Consider the following 19787-nt stretch of genomic DNA (forward strand, 5'->3'; position numbering starts at 1 on the left):
CCCTCCGGGGGGCTGGGGGTGGGGTCCCGCCCGGGGGGGTTTGGGGGGGGGTGGGGGGGGGGGGGGGGCGTGTACTGTGTTTGTCCTTTTTGCCCGGGGGGGGGGGCCCCCCCCCGCCCCCCACCCCACCCGATGGGTACGGTCAGCTGCTCAGGGCAGTGATCGTGAGCGTGGCGCGGTAGGCGCCCTTGTCGACGCTGCCCGGGATCTTCAGATCCAGGTCGGCGCCCAGCTTGGCCTTGCCCTTGGCGTGGCCCTGGTCCGCCCAGCCGAGGCCGCGCGACACGGACAGACCGGCGCCGTTGTCGTCGTAGCCGGAGACCACCTGGCCGCTGGCCTTGGCGCCCGCGCCGTCCTGGAGGATGAGCGGGTTCCAGCCGAGGTAGGCACCGGAGAACTTCTTGTCGGCGTCCTTGAAGTCACCGACGCTCGCCGAGATCGACCACGGGGCGAGCGAACGGCGGCTGTCCGACACGAGGATCGGGTTGATCTGGCCGGCCGCCTGGAAGTAGTCGCCGCTGGACTGTTCCTTGGCGGTACCGAGGTCCACGAGGCCGTTGTAGCCGTCGATGGTCCAGCCGAACTCGCCCGGAGCGGCGGTCGGAACGTTCACCTGGAGGTCCTGGCCGTCACCGTGGTACGGGTGCACCGAGACCTTGTCGGTGATCGAGCCGACCGGCTGGCCCTCGGGGGTGTTGACGCACTTGACCTGGCCCAGCTCGACGGCCGCGTTGGGCGCCGCGCAGGTGCCGCTGCGGAGGTTCTCGACGACGAGCTTGTCGTTGCGTACGCCGACCTTGACGTAGGAGCGGACGTGCTCCTGGTTCTGGGACGAGTTGTACCAGTAGCTGTCCGGGTTCAGCGGGTCGGCACCGTTGCCCGTGCCGCTCGTACCGCTGCTGTCCGGCTTGGTGATGTCGTAGTACTTCGAGCCGGACGCCGAGTTGGACGTCACGTAGAGCACACCGCCGGGGCCGGGGTACACATCCGCCGCGCCGGGCTGCTCGTCCGGGTTCGCCTTCTCGCCGTTCTTGATCGCGTAGCTACGGGAGTAGCTGTGGTCGTGGCCCTGGAGGACCAGGTCGACGCCCAGCTTGGAGAAGGTCGTCGGGAAGTCGACGCGGCGCACCTTGGCGTCGCTGTCCTTGGCGTGGGCGGCCGGCGAGTAGATCGCGTGGTGGTAGACGAGTACCTTCCACTTGGCCTCGGAGCCGTGCTTGTTGATGATGTCGGTCACGTAGTTGACGTGCGCCGCGTCACCGCCGCCGCCCTGCGAGGTGGCGTAGCTGTTGCTGTTCAGGTCGATGAACAGCGTGTCCTTGTAGATGTACCAGTAGTTGCCGCCCGACGTGTTGCCCGCCGGGTTGCCGTTCGAGTACAGGGGCGCCGAGCGGTCGGTGTTCGGCGTGTAGAGGTGCTGCTCGTACGCCTTGCCGCCGACGTCGTGGTTGCCGATGGTGGCCGCCCACGGGTACTGGCGCAGCTTGTCGGGCGCCAGGAAGGCGTTCCACTGCGACTCGGTGTTGGCGGTCTCGACCTGGTCGCCGCCGGACACGAGCAGTTCGGCGTTCGGGTTGGCGCCGAGCGACACGTCCAGGGTGTCCTGCCAACCCGCCTGGTCCTTCGCGATGTTGCCGGACGAGCCGATCTGCGGGTCGCCGTAGAACAGGAAGTCGTAGTCGCCTTCGAAGTCCTGCGTCTTGAAGGAGTACGTCGACGACCAGGCGCCGTCGGTGCCGACACGGTACGAGTAGGCCGTGTTCTCCTTCAGGCCGGTCATCGTGGCGTGCCGGTTGAAGCCGCCGCTGGTGGCGATGTTCGCCCCGCCGATGGCGTCGAAGGTGGTGGCGCCGGCCGGGAACGCGCCGTCGGCCAGCTGCGCGGTCGGGACGAGCTGGATCTTCTGGGCGGTGTCGTCCGAGGAGTACCAGGTCACCGTGCGCTGGGTCTCGTTGGCGCCCACGCCCAGGATGATGCCGGTGAGCGCGGTGGGCTCGGCGGCACCCGCGGGGGATGACAGGCCGCTGCCGAAGGCGACGGCCAAGCCCAGGAACGCCACGGCGGCCCCCCTGGCCACGCGGCGCCGCACAGGCCCGGGGGCCTGTGTCGAGGGTCTGAGATTCATCTGTTTCGTTCCTTTGTGCACAGAGGTGCGCGGAATGGAGATCCTCACGCTCTCTTCACTTGGTTAACCGGCGACCAATGCGATGTCGGCGTGGGCTGAACTTCCCGGGAGACCTGGGCGAGTTTCGGACGGAAAGATTTCAGACACCGAGCACGCGTTGGACGAACCAGAGCAAACCCATGGCGGCGACGCCCGCCGACACCGTGCCCGTCGCCCAGAGTGCGGCCCTCGGCGCGCGGCGCCGCAGCAGGGCGAGCAGCGGGAAGACGATCGCGATGATCGCCAACTGCACGGTCTCGATACCGACGTTGAACACCAGCAGCGACCAGAGCAGGGTCCATGACCATGCCTCGTGGATGCCCAGCGCGCCCGCGAAGCCCAGGCCGTGGACGAGGCCGAAGCAGAACACGACGACGAGTCGGGTCCAGCCGGCCCGGTCGAGGCCGAAGTGCCCGCGCCGCCCCGCCACCGAAAGGTCCACGGAGTCACCGGAGTCGCCGGAGTCACCTGTGCCCCGCCGGATCCGCCACAGATACCAGCCCGCGACCACCGCGATCGACAGCGCGATGATCGGCTCCACGACCCTGTCCGGCACCTCCACCAGACCCAGCGCGGCCAGCAGGAACGTCACCGAGTGCGCGAGCGTGAAACTCGTGGCCGCGAGCACGATCTCCCGCAGCCGTCGCGATCCGGCGATCAGCGCGAGCAGGAACAGGATGTGGTCGATCCCGCCCAGCAGATGTTCGCCGCCCAGCCGGAAGAACTCCCAGAAACGCTCGTACCAGGACTGACCGATCGAGAACGACGGATGCCCCGCGTCGAGCGCGGCGCTGCCCGAGCGGCCGTCGATGTCGTACGTGACGATCGTCTTGGTGCCCTTGACATAGCCCTCGGCGTCGGGGAACAGCCCGCCGCGTACCTCGTCGGCTGCCTCGGGGCAGGCCCAGTCGAGGGTCAGTTCGGCGTACGGGACGTCCTGTTGGCGGCCCATCGTGAGGTCGCCGGTGCGCGTCGGGGCGCAGGGTTTGCCGCCGGCGGTGACCGAGAAGCGTTGCGTGACGTACCGGACGGCCGACTCCGCGTGGGCGTTGAGCGCGGCGGCCTGCTCGGTGGTGTCACCGGACTCGAACGCGGCGGTCCCCGACCGGAACAGGGGGTCGTTCTTCTCGGCGTCGGCGGCGGACACGACGAGGAGGTCGTACTCCAGCTCCAGGACGGTGCGTGTACGGCCGCCTTCGTCGGCGGTGACGGTGGCGTACACGGTCGAGGTGAAGCCGTGGGCGGACGCCTGGGGCGCGGTGCCCAGGAGGGTGCCGAGCAGAGCGGTCACCGCCGCGGTGAGTCCTATGAGAATGCGGCGGAAGGGTGGTGACATGGTGACTCCTTCGGGTAGCGAGTGCACGCTGCATGTCACGGGTGAACGGTCCCCGGCCGGTCGGCGAACCGTTGAACAACAAGAGTGCGGACCCGGGCCATGGAGGCGAATCACCGGATCCGGGCGTGCAGAATTCGGACGCACTTGCCCTTACCACCCGGAGGTCGATCGCCTTGCGTCCCCCGCTTCGCGCCGTGGCCGTACTGGCACCGGCCATCGCCCTCGCCGCCGCCCTGGTCACCGGATGCGGTTCCGGCGACGACTGGTCGGGGCCGCACCCCGAGCCGAGCGCCCTCGGCACCCTCGGCCCCGGGTTCGTCGACCCCTCCTCACCGCCCACGCCGGAGGCGACCCTGACCCCCCGGCCCGGCTCCTGGAACGGCATCCGCCCCTCCAAGGACTACCGCGTGGTCCTGCTCACCGAGGGGGACGACCGCACGACCAAGGCGCTGGTGAAGGCGGTGAGGGACTGGGCCGGTGACGAACACGTCGACCTCAGAACGGTGGTCCCCGACGGCCCGTCCGACCTGATCCCCGGCATCACCCGGGCCATGGACATGAAACCGGACCTCATCGTGAGCGCCGGCGACGCCCTCATCGACCCGCTGGCGATGGTCACCCCGAACCATCTCTCCCAGCAATTCCTCGTCGTAGGCGCCGAGTTGGCCGAACCCACCCACAACGTCACGTCCGTCAACTGGCCCGGAGCGTCCTTCCGCGGCGAAGGACTCGACACGTCATCACCGTACGACGAGAACTCCTTCACCCCCGAACGCTGCACGGCGGCGATACGGGCGGGGGTCGCGGCCGTACTCAACGATTTGACGGGCCTCGTGATCAGCCTCGACACACCCACCTGACCCGACTGAACGGCCCCCACCGGCCGGGGCGCCCGACAACAGCACCGGGTCTCCCGCGACGGCTACGGTGGGCGCATGCCCGCACAGCCCGAGATCATCCGCCGACGCTTCGTCCCACGCCACGAGTTCGCGACCCGGTCCCGCACGGCCCCCGCGATCTCCCTGGACGCGTTCCGCAGGGACCAGGAAGCCGCGACCAGGCAAGAGCCGGACTTTCTTTGGCCGTTGAGTACCAGCGGAGACCCGTGCTGACCCCGGAGGGTGCCCGTGCGTTGCTGGGCATGCTCAGTGCCGGTACCGAGATCGAGCGAGGGATGAGCGCGCTGGAGCTCGAACGGGTCGAGGAGCGCTGGGAGTTCCGGTTCGCACCGGAGCACCGAACGCTCCTCGGTGAAGGTCTGCCGGTCGGGAGCGCCTGGCCCGATTGGCGCGACGGCGACCCGGAGAACCTGGCGGCGCGACTGGCCTGGCCCGTGGACGGCGTGCTCTTCGACGTAGAACACGCGCGCTTCTGGCACCCGGACTGGGAGCCACGGCCGACGGACACGCGGGACGCGTTGGACATGGCCCGCGGGTACCTGGCGCTGGTCCCCACGATGGTGCCGGTCTTCTCGCACAGGTACCTGTTGGCCGATCCGGAGCGAACCGGAACCCCGGTCCTGTCGATGCACCAGACGGACATCATTTACTACGGCACCGATCTGGCCGACTACTTCCGCCATGAGTTCGGCCACCCGGTACCGCCGCCCGAGGACCATCCGTACCCCACGATCCCGTTCTGGTCCTACTTCCTCGACTGAGAACCGCCAACCGCCGACCGCGCCGACCGGGCTGAACGCGCTCGGTCAGGGCGGTCAGTACGGGCGTCCCGCCATCGCCATTCGGGCCGATGCCTGGGCGCGGGCTGCCTCCAGGACTGCGAGGAGTACCGCCTTGCTGGAGGCGCGGTCCCGGACGTCGCACAGGATGACCGGGGTCGACGGGTCGAGGGCGAGTGCCTCGCGTACCTGCTGGCTGGTGCACTCCCGGCGGCCGTCGAAGCAGTTGACGCCGACGGCGAAGGGGATCTCGCGGGCCTCGAAGAAGTCCACCGAGGCGAACGACGCGTCCAGGCGGCGGGTGTCCGCGAGGACGATCGCGCCGAGCGCCCCGAGCGCCAGGTCGTCCCACATGAACCAGAAGCGGTCCTGTCCGGGGGTCCCGAACAGATAGAGCACCAGTTCCGGCGAGATGGTGATACGGCCGAAGTCCATGGCGACGGTCGTCGACGCCTTGCCCGGGACCCCCGCGAGGTCGTCTATGCCGAGGCTCATCTCGGTGATGCGTTCCTCGGTCTCCAGCGGGGGCACCTCGCTCACCGCCCCCACCATGGTGGTCTTGCCCACGCCGAACCCGCCCGCGATGAGGATCTTCAACGCGGTCGGCAAAATCGGCTCAGAGCTGACGGATACCATCCATCACCCTTTCGATGAGTTCCACGCTCGGTCTGTCCATCTGTGAGGGCGGCGCCGTGACCAGGATCAGCGAGGCGTGCAGCAGGTCCCCGCAGAGCACCTTCACCACACTGACCGGCAGATCGAGATGCGCGGCGATCTCGGCGACCGCCACCGCACGCTCCCGGCACAGCTCCAGGATGAAAGCCGACTCCGGTTGTAAGGGTTCGTGGTCGACCTCGTCGGGAGACAGTGCGACGACCAACGTGATCAGCGTGAAGCTGTGCTGACTGTGGCGGGTACGGCCGCCGGTGATGGCGTACGGCCGGACATGGCGCCCGGCCTCCTCACCATCGTCGTCGGTCCACCGCTGGTCAGGCATCCGGGAAGTGACCCCCGGCGGGTGACTGCACGCGGGGCGCGGCGCTGAGGAACTTGCCCACCTGCTTCACCAGTGTGCCCATCTCGAACGCCATCATCCCGACGTCGACCTCCTCGGACGCGATCGCGGCCAGGCGTGCCCCTCGGCCGGCCGCGGTGACGAAGAGGAACGCCTTCTCCATCTGGATCACGGTCTGCTGCACCTCGCCGCCCCTGAAGTGCCGCGCGGCACCCCGGGCGAGACTGTGCATGCCCGAGCCGACGGCGGAGAGGTGCTCCGCGTCGTCACGCCCGAGTTCCTTGGACTTGCCGATGAGGAGACCGTCCCCGGACAGGACGACGGCACAGCGGATCTCCGGAATCCGGTCCACCAGTCCGTCCAGGAGCCAGTCCAGCTGGGCAGCGGGTTGTACCTGCTCAGTCATTGCTGATTGTTCCCTCACAGTTAGTTGGCGCCGGGGCCGCGCGACTCCGCCTGACCGTCCATACCGGTCGAATCGTCGACCTCGGAGATCCGGGCGCGCTGCAGCCCCTGCTGGATGGCGGTCATCGCGCGGGCCGACAGATCGGGGGAGAGTCCGGTGTCGCCGTCGCTGTCCTGCCGTGCCGGTGGTGCTTCCGCCGCCTCCTTGCGCAGTTGCTGCGCGAGGCTCGCTCCCCGGGTCCGCTGGGGCAGCACCCGCGGGGTCGTGAGCCGCTGAGGGGCGTCGTCGGCCTGGCCGGGAGCGGGTCGTCCTCTCCCGGCGTCGGCGCGTGTCTGCCCGCTGTCCGGGCCGGGATACGTGTGCGTGGCCCCGCCTTCGGCGGGATACACGTGGGGAGCGGGGTGCTCCCGGGATGCGGGATGCCCTGACGCGGGCGTCCACTCCTCCGGCACGGGTGCCGGAGAGGCCGTGTGACCTGACGCAGCCGGCAACAGACCTGCACCTCCGTACTCGGGGAAGCCGCTGTGGTCGGGGAGCTTCACGTGCGTGGTGCCGCCGGTGAGACCGGCGCCGCCCGCGAGACCCGCGCCGGCCAGGGCGTCGGCGCCGACCAGGGCGCCCGCCCCCGCCAGGACACCGCTGCCCGACGTGACACTCGTGACCCCCGAGGCGCTGATGCCGTCGAGGTCGTCGACCGTACCGATCGCCCGGTTCGCGTTCGCGGCGGCCGACCTCAACTGGTCGAGCACCGGGGACTCGTGCTCCTCCAGGAGGGCCTGCGGCAGCAGGACGATCGCGAGGGTGCCGCCGTACACGGACTCGCGCAGCTCCACCTTGATCTTGTGGCGGTCCGCGAGCCGCGCCACCACGAAGTGACCGAGGCGCGGGTCCTCGCCCAGGGTCACCATGTCGAGCTTCGGCGGGTGGGCGAGCAGATGGTTGGCGCGGGCGCGCATGTCCTCGGGCATACCGAGGCCGTGGTCCTCGACATGCAGGGCGAGGCCCTTGGCGACCCGGGTCGCGCTGACGTACACCTGGGTGTCGGGCGGCGAGAAGCTGGTGCCGTTCTCGATGAGTTCGGCGACCAGGTGGGTGACGTCGGCGACGGCACGGCCGGTGAGGGACAACTGCCGGTCCACGGGCAGGTTCTTCACCTTGACGCGGGTGTACTGCTCGGTCTCAGCGACGGCGCTGCGCATCACGTCGGTGATCGGCACCGGCTGGGTCATCCGGCGGCTCGGCGGGGATCCGCTGAGGATCACCAGGTTCTCCGAGTGGCGCCGTACCCGGGTGGCCAGGTGGTCGACCTTGAAGATGTCCTTCAGCAGGTCGGAGTCCTCGTGCTTGCGCTCCAGGTCGTCCAGGAGCGAGATGAGGCGGTGGATCAGGATCTGGGTGCGCCGGATGAGCTGCGCGAACACCTTCTCGGTGCCCTCGCGGCCCCGGGACTGGTGGACGACGGCGTCCTGCACGACGCGGCCGAGCTGGTCGACGGCGGCGCCGATGCGTTCCATCTCGTCGCCCTCACGCGGCCGTTCGGCCGGCATGACGGTCGGTTCGACGCGTTCGCCGCGCTCCAGGCGGGCGAGCAGCTGGGGCAGCCGGTCGGTGCCCAGCTCCTCCGTCTTGCGGTGCAGCGTGGCGAGCCGGCCGAGTACCGAGCGCTGGAGGCGCAGTGCGAGGAACGCGCCGCCGGCCAGGAACGCGAGGGTGGCGACCGTGCTCAGGATCAGGCCGATGAGCAGGTTGTTGACGCGGTCCGAGCCGCTGCCGGTGAGGTCGTCGAGGGAGCCGGCGCCGAGGGCGCGCAGATCGTCCACGACGGTCTCGGCGGCGTTCGGCCAGTCCTTGGCGTCACCCGGCAGACCGGTACCGCCGCCCGTGGACACGGCGTCCTCGATCGAGGCGACGGAGGACCACTCGGCGCCGCCGGTGACCCGGTCGAACGCGGCGGCCCGGCCCGCGGGCAGGCCCCGGGCGTCCAGGGTCGCGCGGACATCGCGCTGCACGGCGACGTACTGGCCGAAGCGGGCGCGGGCCGCGGTGTCGATCCGGTCGGCCGGCAGGGCCCCGGCGAGCAGGGCGTCCTCGCGCGAGAACATCTCCGTGAGCTGGGCCAGGGAGGTCGCCGCGAACGCGGTCCGCGACAGGGGTCCGTCGTTGGTGCGGGTGGCGGTGGTGAGCAGCGCCTGCCCGTGGGCGACGGTCTCCGTGAACCAGTCGAAGGTCTCGGTGGCCGAAAGCGTCCGCTTGTCTACGGCGTCGCGGCGCTCGGACAGCGTGTCCAGGGCGTCGTTGAGTGCCCGGCCGCGGCTCTTGAGCGTGGTGGTGTCCAGGCCGGCGGGTGAGGTGCGGTCGAACTCCTCGACCGCGGTGTCGGTCGCGTCGCGCGCGCTGTCGAGCGCGGTGCGGGCGGAGCTGTTGCGGGCGGCCTGCCAGGCGGCGGTAAGGCGCCGCTCGTCCTGGAGGCGGGACATGACGGCCTCGGCGGGCCGGCCCGCCGATGACGCGCGATCCATGTCGGCGCGCAACCGGCTCTGCTCGTCCAGGAGTCCGGCCGCCGTATAGCCCCACAGTCCGGTGAGCAGGAGTGCGGGGACGACGAACGGCAGGACGAACGAGAACCGGAGAGATCTGCGAGAGGCGGACCGATGAGTTGTCCGCCGGTCGCGGGAGCCTGGCATCTGATTCCTCGTACGGCAGCGAAAAACTGGTGGCGGTAGGGGATGGTGCGGAATGCCCAACTTTCCCCCGCGCGCGGCAAGTTGACTGACCGTCATCGCAGGTCGGCGCTGTGCGAACCGTATCAGGGTCACTGCCGCATCGTCAGCACCCGTTGACGGCTCCCGTCCCAGGGCCCACAGGGCCGAACCCCCGGGTCCGTTTCGCATCCTGCCATAGGCACGGAACCCGGGGGATCTTGGGGCCTCCGGTCAGAGAAGTGCCAGGAGACGGGGGGTGTAGAGGGCGCTGGCCGTCGAGATCCCGGCGACCATGTCGAAGTAGATCGCGGTGAGATCGGTGTCCGTCTGCACGGCGCGCAGCAGGGACAGGCGCTGTTCGTTGGGGGCGAGTTGGGCGACGGAGAGGGTGGACTCGTAACCGGGTGTCAAGGCGGCGTCCCGGTCGGACGCGTACTTTTCGAGCGCCTTGTCGAGCAGCCCGGGGTCCCCCTGGAGCCGGTCCCCGATGTGCTCCACGAGAGTCTCCACCTGGAGGAAGGCATCGCTGATGCCACGTGCGGTGATGGAGTCCTTGTGGTGCCCGGCGTCGCCGACCAGGGCCCAACCGGGGCCCGCCGCCTGCCGGAAGAAGTTCTGCTGATCGCCGGTGCCCCGCAGCCGTTCGACGGGGCGCCGGCCCTGGAGCCGTTCATGGAGGGCGGGTGCGGTGTCGCGGATCTGCTCCAGGTAGGCGCGGCGGGCGTCGGTGCGGACCTCCTCGAAGCGGGACTGCGGGAAATAGGCGAGGACCAGGGTCGCCGCGTCGTTGGTGGGGACGGCGGCGACCCAACTGCCTGGTTTCTCATAGAGTTCGAGGGTCGCGGGCACCTCGTCCCAGTATGTGTAGTACGCGCAGGTCAGGCGGGGGTCCTCGGTGGTGAAGGGCGCCTGGACCAGGCGGGCGACGGTGGAGCGCATACCGTCGGCGCCGATGACCAGCGGGGCCCGCTCGGAGAAGGACCGGCCGCGTCGCCTGCCCTCCACGCCGGTGACCCGTCCGGTGTCGTCGCGCAGCAGCCGGGTCACCGATGACCGGTTGCGGAAGACGACGCCGGCCTCGACGGCGGCCTCGACCAGGATGTTGTCCAGGACGTACCGGCGGGGCGCGTACCCGGCGCGCTGCCCCTCGACGCCGCGCGCGCACCCTTCGAGGCGGATGTCGGCGACCTCGTAGACCGCGCGGTCCAGCGGCGGGCAGCCCGAGGCGTGGACGGCGTCCAACAGGCCCCAGCGGGCGAGCGCGGCGACGCCCGGCTGGTGGATCAGGTGGGTGGAGAGGGTGTCGGACGGAAACTCCGCCCGGTCGAGCAGGAGTACCCGGTATCCCGCGCGGGCGAGCAGCAGGGCGGTGGGGGCGCCGGCGCAGCGCGCCCCCACCACGATGGCGTCGAACATGTGGGACCTCTCAGACCATGGACATCAGCGACTCGGCCCGGCTACCCGGACCGGCGACTCGGACCCGCGTTTCAGACTCTGGACATCACCGGTCGCGCCCGAGTTCGGCGAGCAGAGTCTGCCGGTCGATCTTGCCGTTCGAGTTGAGCGGCAGTTCTTCGAGGGTGACGATCCGGCGGGGCAGCATGTACGGGGGCAGTCGGCCGCCGAGTGCCTCGTACAGCTCGTCGGCGGACCGGTCGGTGCCGCCGACCACGGCCTGGAGTTCCGGTTCGCCGTCGGGAGCGGGTACGGCGAGGACGACCGCCTCCCGTACCCCCGGGGCCTGTCTGAGGACGGCTTCGATCTCGCCGAGTTCGATGCGGTGGCCGCGGATCTTGACCTGGCTGTCGGTCCGCCCGAGGTGGACGAGGTGCCCGTCCCGCATGGCGACGCGGTCGCCGGTGCGGTACCAGTGCTGGTCGGTGACGGGGGTGGGGGCCTCCGTGGGAGCCTCCGTGGCCGCCCCGGCTTCCGCCCCGGCGGCGGACCCCACGACCGACCCGGCGACCGCCGCGTGCCCGTCCGGTGCCAGGAACGCCCGTGCGTCGTTGGCCGGATCGAGGTAGCCGGGGAAGCGCTGTGGTCCGCGTACGCAGAGTTCGCCGGTGTCGGCCGGTCGGCCGTCCTCGTCGAGCAGGACGAGGTCGAGCGTCGGATAGCCGGTGCCGATCGGCGCGGTCCCGTTGGGCGTGACCGGCCAGGCGTCCGGGTCGGACGGCAGACGGTACGCGGTGCAGGAGATGGTCAGTTCGGTCGGCCCGTACAGGACTTCCAGGGCCGAGTCCGGTGCGGCCGTGCGCCACTCCTCGGCCAGGGCGAGGGTCAGGGGTTCGCCGCCGAAGATGCTCCATTTCAGCGTCGGCATGCTGCCGGGCTTCAGGGTGCCGAGACGGGACGCGAAGGAGATCAGCGACGGCACCGAGAACCAGTGGGTGAGCCGCAGCGCGTTGACCGTCTTGACCGGTGAGAGGAGCTGGCCGCGCCGGGGTACGACGAGGGTGCCGCCGGACGCCCAGGTGACGAACAGGTCGTGCACCGAGCCGTCGAAGGTCAGCTCGAAGGTCTGCGAGAGCCGGCTGCCGGGGCCGATGTCGTAGCGGCCCGCCAACTGCCCCAGATAGGACGACAGATTGCGGTGCAGAACCGGCACACCCTTGGGCGTACCGGTCGATCCGGACGTGAAGATGAGGTACGCCTCGTCGTCAGGACCCGCCTCGACATGCGGAAGCCGTGGCGGCGGGTCGGCCGCCACGGCCTTCAACTCCGGTCCGTCCACGACGAGTACGGGGACGCCGAGGCCCTCCTCCGTCGCTGCTTCGGGCGAGTCGGCGAGGACCAGGTCCAGACCGGCCGCCTCGGCGATGTGCGCCGTACGGGCCGCCGGATGCTCCGGGTTGAGCGGGACGACGGCCGCCCCGGTCCGCAGGATCGCGAGGTATCCGGCGTACGCCGTGACCGTTCTGTTCGCGAGCAGCCCCATCCGCCGGGGCCGTTCTCTCCCGTCCCTCCCGACGGCGGTGAGCAGCCGGGCCGCCAACCGTTCGGCGAGGTCGCGGAGTTCGCCGTACGTCAGTTCCTCCCCGTCGACCTCCAGGGCGGTGCAGTCGTGCGCGAAGGCGTCGGCCGAGCGGGCGAACCACCCGTAGACGGTCTGCGGCTCGCTCATGACGCGCGGGCCTTGGACGCACGGGCCTTGGACGCGGCGGATTTCGATGCGGCGGATTTGGACGCAGCCGACTTGGACGCGGTGGATTTGGACGCAGCGGGCTTGGACGCTGCGGACTTGGACGCTGCGGACTTGGACGCGCGGGCCTTGGGAGCAGGGGCCTTGGGCGGAGGGGCCTGGGACGTGGGGGCCTTGGGCGGAGGGGCCTGGGACGTGGGGGCCTGTAGCGTCCGGATCCAGCGGCCCAGTTCGCCGACCGTGCGCAGTCCGCCGATCTCCTCCGGGTCGATCTCCTGCCCGGTGCTGTTGGTCAGCTCCACGATGAGCCGGAGCCGGGCCAGTGAGTCGATGCCGATGTCGTTGAGGAGCGAGTCGTCGTGGTACGGGCTGCGGGCGTGCTCGCGCAGCACCTGGGCGACCAGGTCACCGTCGTCGCCGTCGTCCTCGCGGGCCTCGCCGTGCCAGTACCGCTGGGTCTGCCAGGGGTAGCCGGGGAGCGGGACGTACTGTCCGGGCGGCCCGAACAGGTCGGTCCAGGAGAGGTCGCCGCCGGACCGGTAGACGTCGAGGGCGGCGGTCAGCTCCGGTTTCGCGACGGCGCGCGCGGAGGGTGCGCCGCCGTGCAGCGCCCACACGACCTCCTCGTGACTCGCCCCCGCGACCGCCATGCGGTGCGCGTGGTGCTGGCGGCGGGTCAGGGCGCTGAAGCAGACGTCGCGCAGCGTGTGGGCGCTGCCCGCGCCTCCGGGGCGCAGATGGGTGGTGTAGGACCGGACCAGTGCGGCCAGGGCGTCGGGGGTACGGGCGGACAGCGCGAGCACGTACACCGTGCCGTCCGACGCGGCGGCGAGGTGACGGGGACGGGTCCTTTCGGCCTGCCGGATCACCACATGGGCGTTGAGGGCGGAGGAGCCCTGGCCCGAGATGCCGGCGAGGACGGGCCGGCCGCGGTCGGGCAGGTCCTGGAGCTTGCCGGGGATCTCCACGGGCAGTTGGTCCCAGGCGACCTTGGGGTGCGGGGAGTTGAGGTGCAGACTCGGCGGGACCTGGCCGTGTTCGAGGCAGAGCACGGCCTTGATCAGACCGGCCATACCGCCGGCGGCCTCCGCGTGCCCGATGTTGGTCTTGACGGACCCGACGAGCAGCGGCCGGTCGAACGGGCGTCCGGCGCCGAGGACTTCGCCGAGCGCGGTGATCTCCAGCGGGTCGAGCGTGGGGGATCCGGCGCCGTGCGCCTCCACGAAGTCGACGTCGGCGGGGCTGGCCCCGGCGTCCTCGTATGCCCAGCGCAGCACCTCGATCTGGCCGTCGAGCGACGGGTTGAGTACGGAGTCGCTGGTGCGGCCGTCGTTGCCGATCGCGCTGCCCTGGATGACGGCGCGGATGCGGTCGCCGTCGGCGAGCGCGTCGGAGAGCCGTTTGAGGACGACGACCCCGACCGCGTCGCTGGGGGCGTGGCCGTCGGCGTCCGCGTCGCCGAACTTGCTGCGGCCGTCCCCGGCCAGGCCCCCGGCCTGCGACATCATGACGCCCTCGTCGGGCCGGAGGGTGAGATTCACGCCCGCCGCGATCGCCAGGGGGCTCTCTCCTGCGCGCAGGCTCTGCACCGCGTTGTGCACGGCGACCAGCGACGACGAGCAGGCCGTGTCGACCAGGACGCTGGGCCCGCGGAGGTCGAAGACATGGGAGAGCCGGGCGGGCAGCAGGGAGCGGAAGTTGTTGAACTGCGAGGGCGTGACGGTGTCCAGGCCCTCGCGGAAGCGGATCTCCAGATAGTCGGCGCGGGCGTTGCCGACGTACACGGCGCTGCGGCTGCCCGCGAGTTCGTCGGGGCGGTGGCCCGCGTCCTCCAGGGCCTCCCACGCCGTCATCAGCAACAGGCGCTGCTGCGGATCGAGTTCGACGGCCTCCGTCGCCGACATGCCGAAGAACTCGGCGTCGAAATCGGCGGCGTCCTTCAGGTATCCGGCGCGGCGGGAGGCGATCCTGCCGGGTACCGGGCGGGTGCCGGGTCCGGTCCGCTGCGCGTACAACGCCTGCGCGTCATAGCGTTCAGGTGGTGTCTCGCTGGTGGCGTCCACACCGTCCCGCAGCAGGTCCCACAGCTCGTCGGTCCCCGACGCGCCGGGGAGCCGGCATGCCATGCCGATCACTGCCACCGACCGTGCGTCCACGTCCGACCTGTTCATCACAACTCTCCTTCGATGCTTCGCCGATGTCCCTGTGCGATGGCGCAGTTCACTTGCTCCGCAGCGCTTCGTGGGCGACGGAGGGAAGGCTTCCGGAACGGCGGAAACGCCGCAATGCCGCTGAGAGCCTCCCGGTTCCAGACGGACGAGTTCGCATCATCGTGGTGGGGGACACGGCATGGGCTACGGGCGCCTCACCGACCGGCGGGAACGCGCCGGGGACGTAAGGCGGCGGGGTGGTCGACGCGCGGAGACCGCACGGAGCGGAATGTGCCGCCGTCACCCGACGCACGGCCAGTGCCAGGGGCAACCTCGGCGCAGACCACGGCCGCTCCGCCTACGGAACCCTCGGCTCGGGCATGCCGGAGCCGGCCACCGGCCTCGGACACCGAAACTCGGAATCGGACAAGTGTCCGAGTCCAGGTTCGAGGTTCGATGCCGTGCCGGATCACGCACGCCATAGCCCACATCAAGCCCACCGCACGATTGTCGTACGCGTCATCGATTAGGTTCGTTCCGCTTGCGGGAATGGCGGGAAGTGATCGGCCGAGGTTGAAACATGGAAAAATTTGGACAGACTCTCTGATTAGGCGTCTGGAGCCGCTGCCGGTGCCCTGTATGGGCCGGGATGGCCGCGCCGATGGTGCTGGTGAGTCATCCGATACCGAAATGATTCCAGTGTGGCGATCGACACGTCCCAGATTCTGATTTCATCTGGTTTTATGGATCCCCTGACACCCGATCAGGCCCGGCGCGCGGGCGAGCAGCGGAGGCTTCGACTGCAAGTTCTCGGCCTCAACAGCGTTGAGGCCGAGGCCACGTTCGATCGCGTAGCCCGGCTTGCGGCCAGCTTCACCCAATCACCTCTGGCCATGGTCAACTTCATCAACGACGAGCGGCAGATGTTCCGCGGTATGTACATCCCGTCCGCCTCGCCCGACGACCGACCCAACACCGACAGCGGCGGTGTCGTCTTCGATCTGAGCGAAATCGCCCGTGAAGCACCGAGCGACTACGGCTTCTGTCCACATGTCGTGGCCCAGGGTTCCCAACTCGCCCTGGACGACGTCTTCGACTACCCGCGGTTCCGGGGCAACCCCCTGGTGAACGACATGGGTGTCCGCTCCTACCTCGGCACCCCGCTCCGTGACAACACCGGCATGATCCTCGGCACCGTGTGCGTCGCCGACACGGTGCCGCGCACCTGGGACCGGAAGCTCAAGGAGGGCATGCAGGAGCTGACGGAGACCCTGCTGTCGGACTTCAGGCTGCGCGACAGTCTGCTGGCCCAGCAGCAGGAACTCTTCGCCGTGTTCGACGGCGCGCCCTTCCCCATCATGCTCACCGAGGGTCCGAACCATCTGCTCCGGTACGCCAACGGCAAGCAGGGCGCGGCCTTCGGGATGATCCCGCAGTTCAGTCCCGGGCGGCACGTCCTGCCCGGACTCGAAGCGGTCGGCGTCTTCAAAGCGATGGACGACGCCTTCCACTCCGGCCAGGCGGCGACGCTCCCCCGGGCGTCGATCACCACGTACGACTCACCGGCGCCGCAGGACTTCAGCTTCCTGTGCACCCCGGTACGGACCTCGCCGGCGGCGCCGATCAGTGGCGTCCTCACCGTGGCGATGGACATCACCGGGCAGCCGTACGCCGGTTCGGAACAGCGGGTGTTCGCGGCCAATGTGCAGGAACGGTTCGAGCGTCTGGGCACCGCCGGAGTCCCCGGCATGGGAAACGCCGACTTCTCCCGGTGACCCCGCCCCACCCACCCAGGTTCCCGGCCGCCCTACCGGCGGCCGGGAACCACCGCGGGCGGCCGACCTCCGAAGGTAGGGGGCGGATACCATCCGGGGATGGGTGACTTTGACGCGGTACAGGGCAGTGAGGACGTTCTCGGGGTCGGGATCGGAGCGCTGGCAGGGGGCGGCGCGGATCTCGGGCAGTACCGGGGCAAGGCCGTGCTGGTGGTGAATGTCGCCTCCCGGTGCGGGCTCACTCCGCAGTACGCGGGGCTTGAGCGGTTGCAGGAGCGGTTCGCGGCACGTGGGTTCACCGTGCTCGGGGTGCCGTGCAACCAGTTCATGGGGCAGGAACCGGGGAGTGCCGAGGAGATCGCCGAGTTCTGCTCGGCGACGTACGGCGTGACCTTCCCGATGACCGAGAAGATCGAGGTCAACGGGGAAGGGCGGCACGAGCTGTACCGGCGGCTCGTCGGGCACGCGGACGCCGAGGGCCACAGCGGGGACATCCGCTGGAACTTCGAGAAGTTCCTCATCGACCAGGACGGCCGGGTCGTGGGCCGGTTCGCGCCACAGACCGAGCCGGAGTCGCCGGAACTCGTCGCGGCGGTGGAGAAGGCCGTCCCGCACGGCCCGACCGCCGGGTAAGTGCTCAGTATCGGCGACTTCAGCGCCCGCACCCGCCTCTCCCCCAAGGCACTGCGGCTCTACGACCGCCTCGGCCTGCTCACCCCGGCCCACGTCGACGCCTCCAGCGGCTACCGCTACTACCGCGCCGACCAGGTCGAACGGGCCCGTACGGTCGCCCTGTTGCGCCGTATCGACATGCCGCTCGCCCGGATCGCCGAGGTCGTAGAGGCGGCGGACCGGGACGGCGAGGCCGCCGCGCGGAGCGTCGCCGCGTACTGGGACGAGATCGAGGAGCGGATCGCCGGGCAGCGCACCCTCGCGGAACACCTCGGGGGACGCCTGTCCGGCCGCAGTTCCGAGCTGTACGGCGCGTTCGGCATCGACACCGTCGACGTACCGGAACAGTGGGTCGTCACCCAGTCACGGCACACCCTGGCGGACGGGCTGCCGGACTGGATCGGGGCCTCGCTCGACCGGCTGGGGAAGGCCGCGACGCTGTGCGGGGGCGTGACGGGCGCGCCCTTCGTCGTCTACCACGCTGAGGTCACCGAGGAGAGCGACGGCCCCGTCGAGTCCTGCGTACCGGTCGGCGATCCCGAGGCGGCGCGGGCGTGGGTGTCCGCGCGGGGGAGGGCCGCGTGGGAGACCGGGCTGCGCCTGGAGCCCGCTTGCCGGCTCGCGTACACCCGTATCACCAAGGCGCGTGTCGCGTACCCGCAGATCGTGACCGCCTATGAGGCGGTGGAGGAGTGGGTGGCCCGTCAGGGGCTGCGCGTCGTGGGCCCGTGCCGGGAGGTCTACTTCACGGACTTCGAGGCGGCGGGGCCCGGCGACGAGGTGTGCGACATCGCCTTCCCGGTCGCGGACGGGTGATCGCGCGGCCCACGACGGTGCCGGGCGGCGGGCTCGGTGGCAGGCTCGGTGGAGGGCTGGGTGGAGGGCGAATCCCGCTCCTCTCGTGCAGCTTCGGGCCCATCTCCCTCTGCTGCGCCTACCCTGGGAAACCATGACGGGGGAAACCGGGGACACGGAAGAGCGGGGCAACTCCCGGGTGGGAGAGTCCGGTTGGCGGGTACGGCTGCGCCGCGCCACCGGTGAGCCTGAGTTGGAGGAGACTCCGGGGGACGTGCTCGGCGCCGGGGTGTTACTCGGGGGCGACCTCGTGCTCACCTGCGCACATGTCGTACGGGACCCGGTGACCGGACGGCGGCCCGATCGCGTACGGGTCGACTTTCCCTCGGTGGACGGCCTGACGGATCCACCGGCGCGTACGGCGACCGTCCTTGAGGGGCACTGGCTGCCCCCGTTCGGAACCTCGCGCGGCGACCTGGCGCTGCTGACGCTCGACGAGCCCGCGCCACGGCCGTCACCGGTCACGCTGTGGCGCGGCGACCCGAGCGGGGCACCGGTCGTCGTGGACGGGTTCCCGGTGCGGGACTCGGGCGGGCGGTGGATCAGCGGGGTGTGCCGGGGCGCCGGAGGACACGGCGACGAACGGGTGGAGTTCGCGCCGAGCCGGCCCGAGCATCTGGTCGTGGCGGGGTTCAGCGGCGCCGCGGTACTCCAGGAGGGCACCGACCGGGTCCTCGGGATCGTGGTGGAGTCCGGCGACCGGGGCCGCCGGGGGCACTTCGTCCCGACGGCGACCATCGCGCGGTATCTGCCGGGCGTACGGCCCCATGTGACCGGCCCGAATGTGATTCCCGGCGCGCACAGCGTCGGCCCCGACGAGGCGCGGGTCGCCAGGCCCCACGGCCTCCAGCGCACCGTGGTCGACTGGCTGCACGCGGAACCCGGCGCCTGGGACACGGAGGTGCTGTTCCTCGACGCGGACGACGCGCGGGAGCGGCGGGCACTGGACCTGGTCCTCACGATGGCCGACCGTGAGCGGACACCGGGACCGCCGGACCGGCCGGGCGCCCCGTATCTCGCGCGGGCCGGGATCGCGCCCCGGCTCGGCAGCATCACGCTCCTCATCGACGCGACGGACGCCGCCCTCGACCTGCCGAGCGACCCCGGCCCGGTGGGTGTGGCGCTCGCGGCGCTCGACGAGACGCTGACCCTCTCGGCGGCGACGGGAGAGGGGACGCGCCCCGCCGTCGCGGTGATCGGCGCCGATCGGTCCCGTACCGAACCCGCGGTGGCGGCACGGGTGTTGAAGGACCTCACGGAGCGGGGTACGCGACTGCTGCTCGCGCTCACGGGCAGCGCGGGCGAGTTCCCGCAGACGCTGCCGTATCTGCTGCCGGACGACCGGGCGGAACGCTGGCTGGAGCGGATCGAGGGCCACGTCGGCGAACTGGCGGCGGCGGAGCGGCGGATGACGCGGGTGTACCGGCGGGTGGAGCGGCATGTCGCGGGGCAGGCCCGGCCGAAGGAGTACGCGGCAGGGGCGCAGGTGTGGCTGGTCCAGTTGGACCATGACGTCGCGCAGTACGCGGCGATGGACGACGCGGGCGGCCGCCCGTCGTCGGCGCTCCTGGAGAAGCTCGGCCGTGCCGAACAGGCCGTACGGACCTATGTGTTACGGGCCGAACGGGCGCACCGCGCGCTGCGGGACGTCCTGCGCGAGCACTTACGGCTGCGCCATCTGCTCGGCGCGCACGTCGACCGGCTCACGCAGCACGGCCTCGCGGAACATCCCCGGGCGGTGACCGCGCACATCAGGGCCGAGAAGCTGCTGATGGGCGATCCGGTGCCGCTGTCGGAGGCGGAGCGGGGCGTGACGGAGTACGGGCGGGTGGCACGGGAGTTGACGGCACAACTCCGTGAGGACGGGGACGGTCCGCGATGAAGTGTCAGGA

The 19787-nt window shown here is 70.7% G+C and carries 15 protein-coding genes; 6 read left to right on the forward strand and 9 right to left on the reverse strand.

The annotated features are described in order from the left end of the window. Positions 1-142 precede the first annotated feature (142 nt). The gene (locus ACFVT5_RS10790; RefSeq protein WP_389884150.1) at positions 143-2125 is read right to left on the reverse strand and encodes a fibronectin type III domain-containing protein; all 1983 of its coding nucleotides are present in this window, start codon (positions 2123-2125) and stop codon (positions 143-145) included. 139 nt (positions 2126-2264) lie between these two features. Continuing rightward, complete coding sequence (locus ACFVT5_RS10795; protein WP_389884153.1) at positions 2265-3500, reverse strand: HupE/UreJ family protein; 1236 nt, start codon at positions 3498-3500, stop codon at positions 2265-2267. A gap of 173 nt (positions 3501-3673) precedes the next feature. Between ACFVT5_RS10795 and ACFVT5_RS10800 the strand changes: the two genes are divergently transcribed. After that, positions 3674-4360: a hypothetical protein gene (locus ACFVT5_RS10800; RefSeq protein ID WP_389884156.1), complete on the forward strand. Its 687-nt coding sequence runs from the start codon at positions 3674-3676 to the stop codon at positions 4358-4360. A 245-nt stretch (positions 4361-4605) separates the two neighbouring features. After that, on the forward strand, positions 4606-5160 hold the full coding sequence (locus ACFVT5_RS10805; protein ID WP_389884159.1) for a hypothetical protein: 555 nt from the start codon (positions 4606-4608) through the stop codon (positions 5158-5160). 54 nt (positions 5161-5214) lie between these two features. Here the strand turns inward: ACFVT5_RS10805 and ACFVT5_RS10810 are convergent, their stop codons facing one another. From ACFVT5_RS10810 to ACFVT5_RS10840, 7 genes are all read right to left on the reverse strand, one after another. After that, on the reverse strand, positions 5215-5814 hold the full coding sequence (locus tag ACFVT5_RS10810; RefSeq protein ID WP_389884161.1) for an ATP/GTP-binding protein: 600 nt from the start codon (positions 5812-5814) through the stop codon (positions 5215-5217). Continuing rightward, positions 5795-6175, reverse strand: a complete 381-nt coding sequence (locus tag ACFVT5_RS10815; protein WP_389884163.1) for a DUF742 domain-containing protein — start codon at positions 6173-6175, stop codon at positions 5795-5797. The genes ACFVT5_RS10810 and ACFVT5_RS10815 overlap by 20 nt, the downstream gene beginning before the upstream one ends. Continuing rightward, complete coding sequence (locus ACFVT5_RS10820) at positions 6168-6599, reverse strand: roadblock/LC7 domain-containing protein (protein ID WP_389884166.1); 432 nt, start codon at positions 6597-6599, stop codon at positions 6168-6170. Before ACFVT5_RS10820 ends, ACFVT5_RS10815 begins: the two co-directional genes overlap by 8 nt. Positions 6600-6619: 20 nt before the next feature. Then, positions 6620-9283 (reverse strand): nitrate- and nitrite sensing domain-containing protein, encoded by a 2664-nt coding sequence (locus tag ACFVT5_RS10825; RefSeq protein WP_389884169.1) that lies wholly within the window; start codon positions 9281-9283, stop codon positions 6620-6622. A 249-nt stretch (positions 9284-9532) separates the two neighbouring features. Further along, entirely contained in the window at positions 9533-10717 is a 1185-nt protein-coding gene (locus tag ACFVT5_RS10830; protein ID WP_389884172.1) for an NAD(P)/FAD-dependent oxidoreductase, read from the reverse strand. Between the two features lie 85 nt (positions 10718-10802). Continuing rightward, positions 10803-12425, reverse strand: a complete 1623-nt coding sequence (locus tag ACFVT5_RS10835; RefSeq protein ID WP_389884174.1) for an amino acid adenylation domain-containing protein — start codon at positions 12423-12425, stop codon at positions 10803-10805. Beyond that, a complete protein-coding gene (locus ACFVT5_RS10840; RefSeq protein WP_389884177.1) occupies positions 12422-14614 on the reverse strand; it encodes a beta-ketoacyl synthase N-terminal-like domain-containing protein in 2193 nt (730 codons plus the stop codon). Before ACFVT5_RS10840 ends, ACFVT5_RS10835 begins: the two co-directional genes overlap by 4 nt. A gap of 722 nt (positions 14615-15336) precedes the next feature. Between ACFVT5_RS10840 and ACFVT5_RS10845 the strand changes: the two genes are divergently transcribed. The 4 genes from ACFVT5_RS10845 to ACFVT5_RS10860 all read left to right on the forward strand — a co-directional run bounded on the left by ACFVT5_RS10845 (position 15337) and on the right by ACFVT5_RS10860 (position 19777). Continuing rightward, positions 15337-16368 carry a GAF domain-containing protein gene (locus ACFVT5_RS10845; RefSeq protein WP_389884180.1) on the forward strand — a complete coding sequence of 344 codons (1032 nt, stop codon included), beginning with the start codon at positions 15337-15339 and terminating at the stop codon, positions 16366-16368. Between the two features lie 99 nt (positions 16369-16467). Further along, positions 16468-17001, forward strand: a complete 534-nt coding sequence (locus tag ACFVT5_RS10850; RefSeq protein ID WP_389884183.1) for a glutathione peroxidase — start codon at positions 16468-16470, stop codon at positions 16999-17001. Continuing rightward, complete coding sequence (locus ACFVT5_RS10855) at positions 17002-17856, forward strand: MerR family transcriptional regulator (protein WP_389884186.1); 855 nt, start codon at positions 17002-17004, stop codon at positions 17854-17856. It begins immediately after the preceding gene. 133 nt (positions 17857-17989) lie between these two features. Beyond that, positions 17990-19777, forward strand: coding sequence for a serine protease (locus ACFVT5_RS10860; RefSeq protein ID WP_389884189.1), 1788 nt, complete (start codon positions 17990-17992; stop codon positions 19775-19777). The last annotated feature ends 10 nt before the right edge of the window (positions 19778-19787 follow it).

This window comes from Streptomyces sp. NPDC058001 (assembly GCF_042886315.1).
Classification (GTDB): Bacteria; Actinomycetota; Actinomycetes; order Streptomycetales; family Streptomycetaceae; genus Streptomyces.